The following is a 9,616-nucleotide window of genomic DNA, read 5'->3' as shown; positions in this document are numbered from 1 at the left end:
GGCCGCCCCGGGCGGCATGCCGGCCCGGCTGGCCGAGCTGGGCCTGCCGCGCGGGCGCTGAGCCCGTACGGACCCCGGAAACGCGACCGGTCCGCACACCCCCGAAGGGCGTACGGACCGGTCCGAGGGGCGAGGCCCGCCCCAGGGGGCGGCGTCAGTCCTTGATCTCGCAGAGCGCGGCGCCGCTGCTGACGCTCGCGCCCACCTCGGCCTTGAGGCCGGAGACGGTGCCCGCCTTGTGGGCGTTCAGCGGCTGCTCCATCTTCATCGCCTCCAGGACCACGATCAGCTCGCCCTCGGCGACGACCTGGCCCTCCTCCACGGCGACCTTGACGATGGTGCCCTGCATCGGCGAGGCCAGGGTGTCACCGCTGACGGCCGAGCCGGCCTTCTTGGCGCCCACCCGGCGCTTGGCCTTGGCGGCACCCGTCGCACCGGCCGCCGGGGCCGTCGAGACGCCCAGCGAGGACGGCAGCGAGACCTCGATCCGCTTGCCGCCGACCTCGACCACCACGGTCTCCCGGGTCTCGGCCTCCTCGCCGTCACCGGCCGCGCCGGCGAACGGCGGGATGGTGTTGTCGAACTCGGTCTCGATCCACCGGGTGAAGACCTCGAACGGCTCGTCGCTGCCGTGCACCTCGGGCGCGAACGCCGGGTCGGTGACGACCGCCTGGTGGAACGGGATGGCGGTGGCCATACCCTCCACCTTGAACTCGTTCAGTGCACGGCGGGCCCGCTCCAGGGCCTGCTTGCGGTCGCGGCCGGTGACGACCAGCTTGGCCAGCAGCGAGTCCCAGGCCGGGCCGATGACCGAGCCGGTCTCCACGCCGGAGTCCAGGCGCACGCCCGGGCCGGACGGCGGGGCGAACAGCGTCACGGTGCCGGGCGCGGGCAGGAAGTTGCGGCCCGGGTCCTCGCCGTTGATGCGGAACTCGAAGGAGTGGCCGCGCACCTCGGGGTCGCCGTAGCCGAGCTCCTCGCCGTCGGCGATCCGGAACATCTCGCGGACCAGGTCGAGGCCGGTGACCTCCTCGGTGACCGGGTGCTCCACCTGGAGACGGGTGTTGACCTCCAGGAAGGAGATCGTGCCGTCCAGCGCGACCAGGAACTCGCAGGTCCCGGCGCCCTCGTAGCCGGCCTCCTTCAGGATGGCCTTGGACGCCCGGTACAGCTCGGCGTTCTGCTCGGCGGTCAGGAACGGCGCGGGCGCCTCCTCGACGAGCTTCTGGTGGCGGCGCTGGAGCGAGCAGTCACGGGTGGAGACGACCACCACGTTGCCGTGCTTGTCGGCCAGGCACTGGGTCTCCACGTGCCGCGGGTTGTCCAGGTAGCGCTCGACGAAGCACTCGCCGCGGCCGAAGGCGGCGACGGCCTCGCGCACCGCGGACTCGTACAGCTCGGGGATCTCCTCCAGCGTGCGGGCGACCTTGAGGCCGCGGCCGCCACCGCCGAAGGCCGCCTTGATGGCGACCGGCAGGCCGTGCTCCTGGGCGAACGTGACGACCTCGTCGGCACCCGAGACCGGGTCCGGGGTGCCGGCCACCAGCGGGGCACCGGCCCGCTGGGCGACGTGCCGGGCGGTCACCTTGTCGCCGAGGTCGCGGATGGCCTGCGGCGGCGGGCCGATCCAGATCAGACCCGCGTCGAGGACGGCCTGGGCGAAGTCGGCGTTCTCCGACAGGAACCCGTAGCCGGGGTGGACGGCGTCGGCGCCGGAGTCGGCGGCCGCCTTGAGGACCTTGGTGATGTCCAGGTAGCTGGTAGCGGGGGTGTCACCGCCCAGCGCGTAAGCCTCGTCGGCCGCGCGGACGTGCAGCGCATCCCGGTCCGGCTCGGCGTAGACGGCGACGCTGGCGATACCGGCGTCCGAGCAGGCCCGGGCGACGCGGACGGCGATTTCCCCGCGGTTGGCGATGAGCACCTTGCGCACTGTGGCTCCCTTCTTGAACCTCGTTGAGTTTATGGATTCCCGGGCAGTACCGGCGAGTAGCCCCCGGTTGTGAACTATCCCACACGCTCGGTGATGACTTTCGCGGCCCGCCGGGCGGCTCCCCGGACGACGCCGCAGGTCGGTGCCGGTCCGCCCGGATCGGGAGGGGCCACGGCGGGTGACCGGCCGGCGGCGTGGCGGGAGGTGGCATGGGCCACAGTGTCGCGCGGACCGCTCAAACGGCGCCGGAGCGGGCACCGGGCCGCCGCAGCGCGTCGGCCGTCACGTCGGCCGCCACCTCGACCATGTCCGGCCCGTACGCCTCCGGGTTGACCACCCGCAGGACGAGCGCGAAGGTGCCGTCCTGCCCGTACTTCCGGGCGAGATCGCGGTGGTGCGCGACCAGGTAGCGCACCCCGGCCTGGTTGGCGGTGCCGGTCTGACCGGAGACCAGGAACACCGGGCGGCCGCCGTCCGGGGTGGCGATCCGGGCCAGCAGGGTGTGCGCCTGGTCGTGGTCGGCGGTGTAGTCGCGCTCGCCCACCACGATCACGTTGCTGCCCGGGTCCGGTCCCGAGGTGACGAGCACGCCCGGCAGGCCCCAGGCCAGGTGCGCGGCCATCCGCTCGTTGCTGACCGGACCGCCCAGGCACAGCTCGGCCTTGGCGCCCAGACCGCGGTGCGCGGCGTCGTGGGCGACCAGTTCGGGCCGCGCCCCGCACTCCTCGACCAGCCCGGCCAGCCACATCAGCGCGTAGGCGTCGCGCCGGGTCACGGTGTGCGCGTGCGAGCCCGTTCCGATGCTGCGCGGCACCACGATCAGGCACTCGCTGCCGTTCGGCAGCCCGAAGAACGCCCGCACCCGCTCGACCTTGCGGCGCCGCCGCAGCATCTGGGCCAGCCAGCCGAGGCCTGCGCTGATCGCGCTGGCCACCAGGCCCAGCACCACGTTGAGCACGCTGTCGGTCATCTGCCGCGTCCCCTCCCCGTTCGAACGCCGGTCAGCTTAGGGGCACGGCTGCGGGGCGCGGCAGGTCAGTCGGTCCACAGATCCGTGATGCGCAGGTCCAGGTCGGCGAGCAGTCGGCGCAGCAGCGGCAGGGAGAGGCCGATGACGTTGCCCGGGTCGCCGTCGATGCCGTCGACGAACGGCGCCGAGCGGCCGTCCAGGGTGAACGCCCCGGCCACGTGCAGCGGTTCGCCGGAGGCGACGTACGCGGCGATCTCCGCGTCGTCCGGGGTGCCGAAGCGGACGGTGGTGGAGGCGGTGGCCGAGGACTGCCGGCCGGTCGTGGTGTCGATCACGCAGTGGCCGGTGCGCAGCACGCCGGCGCGCCCGCGCATCGACTGCCAGCGGGCCAGCGCCTCGGCGGCGTCGGCGGGCTTGCCGAGGGCCTGGCCGTCCAGCTCCAGGACGGAGTCGCAGCCGATCACCAGCTCGCCGTCGGCGAGTTCGGCGGCGACGGCCTTCGCCTTGGCCTCGGCCAGCACGAGCGCGAGCTCGGCGGGGGTGGCGGCGGTGATCGCGTCCTCGTCGACGCCGCTGACCACCACGCGCGGGTCGAGCCCCGCCTGGCGCAGCAGCCCGAGGCGGGCGGGGGAGGCGGAGGCGAGGACGAGGGCGCGCTGGTCGGTCATGCCCACCAGCGTAGGGGGTGCAGGTGTCCGCCGTTCGGGTGAACGGGTCAGGTGAACGAGCGGGCGAGCATCATCAGCACGGCGCCGACCAGCACCAGGGCGGCGAGCACCTTGCCGGCCCGCTGCATCCGCTCCTGCATCCGACGGGCCTCGGGCGAGGGCTCGTCGCGGGGGTCTGACCAGAGCACCCGTCCAGAGTGCGCCGGGAGGGGGTGCGGGCGCCTGAGTATCCGTACTCAGGTTTCGGGCAAAGCGGGCGGAGAAAGCCGCGTGGAGCGGGACGCCGGCGGGCCGACCTCCCGCTCCACGCAGGGGACTTCAGTGCGCCCAGCCCGAGGTCCGCCAGGCGTTCACGCCCGGGTGGACGGCGGGGCGGAGCAGGCGGGCGCGGTCGTTCCAGGGGGAGGCCGGGCCGACACCGGCCAGACGCGCCGCCTCGGCGGCGGCCTGCGCGGCGGCGGCCCGGGCCTGGACCACCGCCAGGACGGTGGCCAGCTCCTCGGGGGTCGGCTGCCCGTGCAGCACGTGGATCGGGGACATGGCTGGTTCTCTCCCGACAGGGACGGGGCCTACAGGGGGATGTTGCCGTGCTTCTTCGGCGGCAGCACCTCGCGCTTGCCGCGCAGCGCCCGCAGGCCGCGGACGATGTGCCGGCGGGTCTCGCTCGGTGCGATCACCGCGTCCACGTAGCCGCGTTCGGCCGCCAGGTACGGGTTCAGCAGGGTGTCCTCGTACGAGGCGATCAGCTCGGCCCGCTTCTCGTCGACGGTGCCGGCCGCCTCGGCCTCGGCGATCTCCCGGCGGTGCAGGATGTTGACCGCGCCCTGCGCGCCCATCACGGCGATCTGCGCGGTCGGCCAGGCCAGGTTGAGGTCGGCGCCCAGGTGCTTGGAGCCCATGACGTCGTACGCGCCGCCGAAGGCCTTGCGGGTGATCACGGTGATCAGCGGGACGGTGGCCTCGGCGTAGGCGTAGATCAGCTTGGCGCCGCGCCGGATGATGCCGTCCCACTCCTGCTCGGTGCCGGGCAGGAAGCCGGGCACGTCCACGAAGGTCAGCACCGGGACGTTGAAGGAGTCGCAGGTGCGGATGAAGCGGGCGGCCTTCTCGCTGGCGTTGATGTCCAGGCAGCCGGCCAGGTCCATCGGCTGGCTGCCGACGATGCCGACGGACTGGCCCTCGACCCGGCCGAAGCCGGTGATGATGTTGCCCGCGTACAGCGGCTGGGTCTCCAGGAACTCGCCGTCGTCGACGATGTGCTCGATCACCTCGCGCATGTCGTACGGCTGGTTCGCCGAGTCCGGCACGATGGTGTCGAGTTCGAGGTCCTCCTCGGTGACCGTGAGGTCGGCCTGCTCGGGGTAGGACGGCGGGTCGCTCAGGTTGTTGGAGGGCAGGTACGAGAGCAGGCTCTTGACGTACTCGATCGCCTCCTTCTCGTCCGCGGCCAGGTAGTGCGCGTTGCCCGACTTGGTGTTGTGGGTGCGCGCGCCGCCCAGCTCCTCCATCGCGACGTCCTCGCCGGTGACGGTCTTGATCACGTCCGGGCCGGTGATGAACATGTGCGAGGTCCGGTCGGCCATCACCACGAAGTCGGTGATCGCGGGGGAGTACACCGCGCCGCCCGCGCAGGGGCCCATGATCAGCGAGATCTGCGGGATGACGCCGGAGGCGTGCACGTTGCGCCGGAAGATCTCGCCGTACAGGCCGAGCGAGACCACGCCCTCCTGGATCCGGGCGCCGCCGGAGTCGTTGATGCCGATGACCGGGCAGCCGGTCTTCAGCGCGAAGTCCATCACCTTGACGATCTTCTCGCCGAAGACCTCGCCGAGCGAGCCGCCGAAGACGGTGAAGTCCTGGGCGAACACGGCGACCTGGCGGCCGTCCACGGTGCCGTAGCCGGTCACCACGCCGTCGCCGTACGGCCGGTTCTTCTCCTGGCCGAAGTTGGTCGAGCGGTGCCGGGCGAACTCGTCGAACTCCACGAAGGAGTCCTCGTCCAGCAGTTCCACGACCCGCTCGCGGGCGGTCAGCTTGCCCTTGGCGTGCTGCTTCTCCACGGCCTTCGCGGAGCCGGAGTGCACCGCCTCGTCCAGCCTTCGCCGCAGGTCGGCGAGCTTGCCGGCGGTGGTGTGGGGGTCGTACGGCGCCTCGGTCATCCGGTGGCTCTCCCTGATCCATGGCCGCGACCTGTTCGAGTGCGCGCGGGGCCGGGTGGGTGGGCCCGCGCATGAGGGCAGGGCGGCGCTACGAACTACCGCTGGGTAGCGTAGCCAGCGCAGAGGGCGATGCGTCATGTCCTGGCGTTATGGCCATCGACACAGTTTTGTCGGCGGCCTTTCTGCGGGACGATGGGGCGGCCTGCACCCGGTACCCGATCTAGTGTTTTCCCATGACCGCACCCGAGACCCCCCGCCGCAGCGGACTGCGCGGCTTCGGCCACGCCGGACCGTCGCCCTGGACCGACCTGGACCGTCCGCCGCTGGACGAGGAGGCGCTGCGCCACGACCTGCTCGTCCCGGGCGGGCTGTGGACCTCCCTGGACGTCGTCGCCGAGACCGGCTCCACCAACAGCGACCTCGCGGCCCGGGCCGCGGCGGGTGCCGGGCAGGGCACGGTGCTGGTGGCCGAGGCGCAGAGCGCCGCCCGCGGCCGGCTGGACCGGCAGTGGACCGCCCCGCCCCGCTCCGGGCTGTTCCTGTCCGTCCTGCTGCGCCCCGAGGAGGTGCCGGTCGAGCGGTACGGCTGGCTGCCGATCCTGGTCGGGGTGGCCGCGGCCAGCACGCTCGGCCGGGTCGCCGGGGTCGAGGTGGGGCTGAAGTGGCCCAACGACCTCCAGACGGAGATCGACGGCGCGGAGCGCAAGCTCGGCGGCATCCTCACCGAGCTGGCCGGCGGCGCGGTGGTGGTCGGCATGGGCCTCAACGTCTCGCTGCGCGCGGAGGAGCTGCCCGTCCCCACCGCCGCCTCGCTCGCGCTGGCCGGCGCCTCGACCACCGACCGGGGCACCCTGCTGCGCGCCCTGCTGCGCGAGTTCGCGGTGCTGTACCGGGAGTGGACGGCCGCCGCGGGCGACCCGCACGCCAGCGACCTGATGCGCGCCTACGTGGACCGCTGCACCACGCTCGGCCGCCAGGTGAAGGTGCACCTGCCGGGCGACCGCGAGCTGGCCGGCGAGGCGGTGGCGGTGGACGGCGATGGGCGGCTGGTGGTCCGTACGCCCGACGGCGTACGCCGGGCGGTCGGTGCCGGGGACGTCGTCCACGTGCGCCCCGAGCCCCGCTGAACGGCAGTCTTCACCTCCCCTTGACCCGGGCTGATGCCCCGGATCCGACGATTCCGTGCGAACATTCCACCTGGCAGCGGTGTGAGGCGCGCCACTGCCCGCCCGGGTGGCGGACGGCGCGCCCGGACAGGTAGGACACGAGGCGAGTGCGGCGATCGCACGGGGACGGACCGGTGGCAGAGGACGGCAGCAGCGGCGCGACGGCGGGCAGCAACGACCCCACGGTCGCGCTCGAACTGGAACGCCTGATCCTGGACGCGCCGCGCCGCTACACCCCGTACCAGGCCGCGCGCGCCGCCGACGTCCCGATGGAGCTGGCCACCCGGTTCTGGCGGGCCATGGGCTTTCCCGACATCGGCCAGTCCCGGGCGCTCACCGACGGCGACGTGATCGCGCTGCGGCGCCTGGCCGGACTGGTCGAGTCCGGGCTGCTCAGCGAGTCGATGGCGATCCAGGTGGCCCGCTCCACCGGCCAGACCACGGCCCGGCTGGCCGGCTGGCAGATGGACACCTTCCTGGAGAACCTCACCCAGTCCGTCGAGCCCGGGCTGACCCGCGCCGACGTCGCGTACCCGCTGGTCGAGCTGCTGCTGCCGGAGCTGGAGCAGTTCCTGGTGTACGTCTGGCGGCGCCAGCTGGCGGCCGTCACCGGCCGGGTGGTGCAGGCCGCCGAGGACAACGAGATCACCAGCGGGCGGCTCGCCGTCGGCTTCGCCGACCTGGTCGGTTTCACCCGGCTGTCCCGGCGGCTGGAGGAGGAGGAGCTCGGCGAGCTGGTCGAGACCTTCGAGAACACCTGCTCGGACCTGATCGCCGGCCAGGGCGGCCGGGTGATCAAGACGCTCGGCGACGAGATCCTCTACGTCTCCGAGGACCCGGCGACCGCCGCCGAGATCGCGCTGAGCCTGATCGAGGCGCTGGCCGGGGACGACACCATCCCGCCGCTGCGGGTCGGCATGGCCTTCGGCACGGTCACCTCACGGATGGGCGACGTCTTCGGCACCACCGTCAACCTGGCCAGCCGGCTCACCTCGATCGCGCCCAAGGACGCGGTGCTGATCGACGGCGAGTTCGCCGCCGCGCTGGAGCAGAACGGCAGCGTCGCCCCGGCCGACTCGGAGGGGCCGGGCCTGGCCGAGGCGCTGTCGGTCGCGGCCGGGATGCCCGCCTCCGGGCTGCCGATGCCCGGCCCGGAGGCCGGGGCCAGGTTCCACCTGCAGCCGATGTGGCGGCGGCCGGTGCGGGGGCTCGGCCTGGTCGAGCCGTGGCTGCTCACCCGGCGGCTGACGGCCGAGTAGCGGCGGGCACGCCGGGAGGACACGCCGTGGAGGAAGACCGCGTGCGGTGGGGGTGCGGGGCGCGCTTGCGCACGGCGAGTACGACCTTCCGGGTGCCGAACGGTTGAAACCCGTACGGTCTGCTGTGGGTCCATCCGGGCAAACGGGGCATAACCGAATGAAACCGCCATAGTCTTGGTGCAAGCGGCCGGTCGGGTGCGGCCGGCCGACGGGGGTCTGGCAGGACCGAGCACGGGAGCGAGGCGAGCCGGTGAGCAGTGAGGCGATCATGACGGACCGCGACTGCGACTGCGGCGGCCGGCGGCATCCCGACCCGCTGCCCGACCTGAGACTGCAGTCCGTGGTCGAGCTGGCCCAGGACATGGCCGCCGCGATCACCCCGCTGGAGGCCGTCCGGGCCGCCGCCGCCCGGGCCACCGAGGCGCTCGGCGCCACCATGGCCGCCGTCTCGGTCTGGGAGCGCGAGTCCGGTCGGCTGCGGGTCCTGGTCAACCACGGCGAACTCGCCCCGGGTGAGGAGGAGCTCCCCGAGGACGAGTCGTACCCGGTCGCCGACTTCCCCGAGATCGTCACGTACCTGGAGGAGCGCTGGAGCACCGGGCGGCTGCCGCGTGCCTGGCTGCAGAGCGCCGAGAACAGCGAGCCGCACGCCGGGCACGTACACCCGACCGCCGGCGCGTACTGCCAGGAGCGCGCTGCGGCGCTGCGCCGGCGCGGGCGGGCCTGCTGCGTGGTCGCGCCGATCGTGCTGCACGGCCAGGCCTGGGGCGAGCTGTACCTCGCCCGGTCGGCCGGGATGCCCGAGTTCACCGAGGCCGACGCCGACTACGCGACCCTGCTCGCCGCCCAGGTCTCGGCCGGGCTCGCGCAGACCGAGCGCCTCGCCGACCTGCGCAAGCTCGCCTTCTCCGACCCACTCACCGGCCTGGCCAACCGGCGCGCCGTCGACGCCCGGCTGGAGAGCTCGCTGGAGGCCCACAACCGGGACGACACCGTGGTCTCGCTGGTGGTCTGCGACGTCAACGGGCTGAAGCGGGTCAACGACCAGCTCGGCCACGAGATGGGCGACCGGCTGCTGGAGCGCTTCGCCCACCAGCTCTCGCTGGCCGCCGCCAAGCTCCCCGGCAGCCTCGCCGCCCGGCTCGGCGGCGACGAGTTCTGCCTGCTGGTGGAGGGCCAGAAGGCCGACGAGGTGGTCGCCGTCGCCGAGGAGCTGTGTGCCCGGGCCCTCGCGCTCTCCGAGGGCGAGGGCGTGGCCTGCGGCGTCGCCTCCACCGGGGACTCGATCGGGCCGGTCACCACCCCCGACCGGTTGTTCCGGCTCGCCGACGCCGCCCAGTACCGGGCCAAGGCGGCCCGGGCGGCCCACCCCGTGGTCGCCGGGCGCAGCCACGGCCCCGGCTTCTCGCCCGACCCCACGGTGCTGCTCGCCGACGCCGCCGACCCGCACCACCGGGCGGACGG

The 9,616-nt window shown here is 73.5% G+C and carries 9 protein-coding genes; 3 read left to right on the top strand and 6 right to left on the bottom strand.

The genetic code is table 11. The features are described from left to right. Positions 1 to 154 precede the first annotated feature (154 nt). From KS423_RS28875 to KS423_RS28850, 6 genes are all read right to left on the bottom strand, one after another. The gene (locus KS423_RS28875) at positions 155 to 1,930 is read right to left on the bottom strand and encodes a biotin carboxylase N-terminal domain-containing protein (protein ID WP_224282713.1); all 1,776 of its coding nucleotides are present in this window, start codon (positions 1,928 to 1,930) and stop codon (positions 155 to 157) included. A 235-nt stretch (positions 1,931 to 2,165) separates the two neighbouring features. Then, positions 2,166 to 2,900, bottom strand: a complete 735-nt coding sequence (locus KS423_RS28870) for a hypothetical protein (RefSeq protein ID WP_224282712.1) — start codon at positions 2,898 to 2,900, stop codon at positions 2,166 to 2,168. A gap of 65 nt (positions 2,901 to 2,965) precedes the next feature. Then, complete coding sequence (locus tag KS423_RS28865; RefSeq protein ID WP_224282711.1) at positions 2,966 to 3,568, bottom strand: nucleoside triphosphate pyrophosphatase; 603 nt, start codon at positions 3,566 to 3,568, stop codon at positions 2,966 to 2,968. A gap of 47 nt (positions 3,569 to 3,615) precedes the next feature. Next, positions 3,616 to 3,756 (bottom strand): morphogenic membrane protein MmpB, encoded by a 141-nt coding sequence (gene mmpB / locus KS423_RS28860; RefSeq protein ID WP_224282710.1) that lies wholly within the window; start codon positions 3,754 to 3,756, stop codon positions 3,616 to 3,618. 130 nt (positions 3,757 to 3,886) lie between these two features. Then, a complete protein-coding gene (locus KS423_RS28855) occupies positions 3,887 to 4,108 on the bottom strand; it encodes an acyl-CoA carboxylase epsilon subunit (protein WP_224282709.1) in 222 nt (73 codons plus the stop codon). Between the two features lie 29 nt (positions 4,109 to 4,137). Then, positions 4,138 to 5,727: an acyl-CoA carboxylase subunit beta gene (locus tag KS423_RS28850; protein ID WP_224282708.1), complete on the bottom strand. Its 1,590-nt coding sequence runs from the start codon at positions 5,725 to 5,727 to the stop codon at positions 4,138 to 4,140. Positions 5,728 to 5,960: 233 nt separating this feature from the next. On the opposite strand from KS423_RS28850, the gene KS423_RS28845 reads away from it, so the two are divergent. From KS423_RS28845 to KS423_RS28835, 3 genes are all read left to right on the top strand, one after another. Continuing rightward, entirely contained in the window at positions 5,961 to 6,854 is an 894-nt protein-coding gene (locus KS423_RS28845; RefSeq protein WP_224282707.1) for a biotin--[acetyl-CoA-carboxylase] ligase, read from the top strand. A 173-nt stretch (positions 6,855 to 7,027) separates the two neighbouring features. Continuing rightward, positions 7,028 to 8,152, top strand: coding sequence for an adenylate/guanylate cyclase domain-containing protein (locus KS423_RS28840; RefSeq protein WP_224282706.1), 1,125 nt, complete (start codon positions 7,028 to 7,030; stop codon positions 8,150 to 8,152). A gap of 268 nt (positions 8,153 to 8,420) precedes the next feature. Further along, the coding region (locus KS423_RS28835) for a sensor domain-containing diguanylate cyclase (protein WP_224282714.1) at positions 8,421 to 9,616 on the top strand (1,196 nt) is incomplete at its 3' end.

Source organism: Streptomyces sp. LS1784, assembly GCF_020103755.1.
Classification (GTDB): Bacteria; Actinomycetota; Actinomycetes; order Streptomycetales; family Streptomycetaceae; genus Kitasatospora.
The sequence above is the reverse complement of the archived record's forward strand: the minus strand, read 5'-3'. Positions and strand labels throughout refer to the sequence as shown.

Excerpts from the sequence above, each read along its gene's own strand:
- KS423_RS28870 (WP_224282712.1), bottom strand. The coding sequence starts at position 2,900 with ATGACCGACAGCGTGCTCAACGTGGTGCTGGGCCTGGTGGCCAGCGCG.
- KS423_RS28865 (WP_224282711.1), bottom strand. The coding sequence starts at position 3,568 with ATGACCGACCAGCGCGCCCTCGTCCTCGCCTCCGCCTCCCCCGCCCGC.
- KS423_RS28855 (WP_224282709.1), bottom strand. The coding sequence starts at position 4,108 with ATGTCCCCGATCCACGTGCTGCACGGGCAGCCGACCCCCGAGGAGCTG.
- KS423_RS28850 (WP_224282708.1), bottom strand. The coding sequence starts at position 5,727 with ATGACCGAGGCGCCGTACGACCCCCACACCACCGCCGGCAAGCTCGCC.
- KS423_RS28845 (WP_224282707.1), top strand. The coding sequence starts at position 5,961 with ATGACCGCACCCGAGACCCCCCGCCGCAGCGGACTGCGCGGCTTCGGC.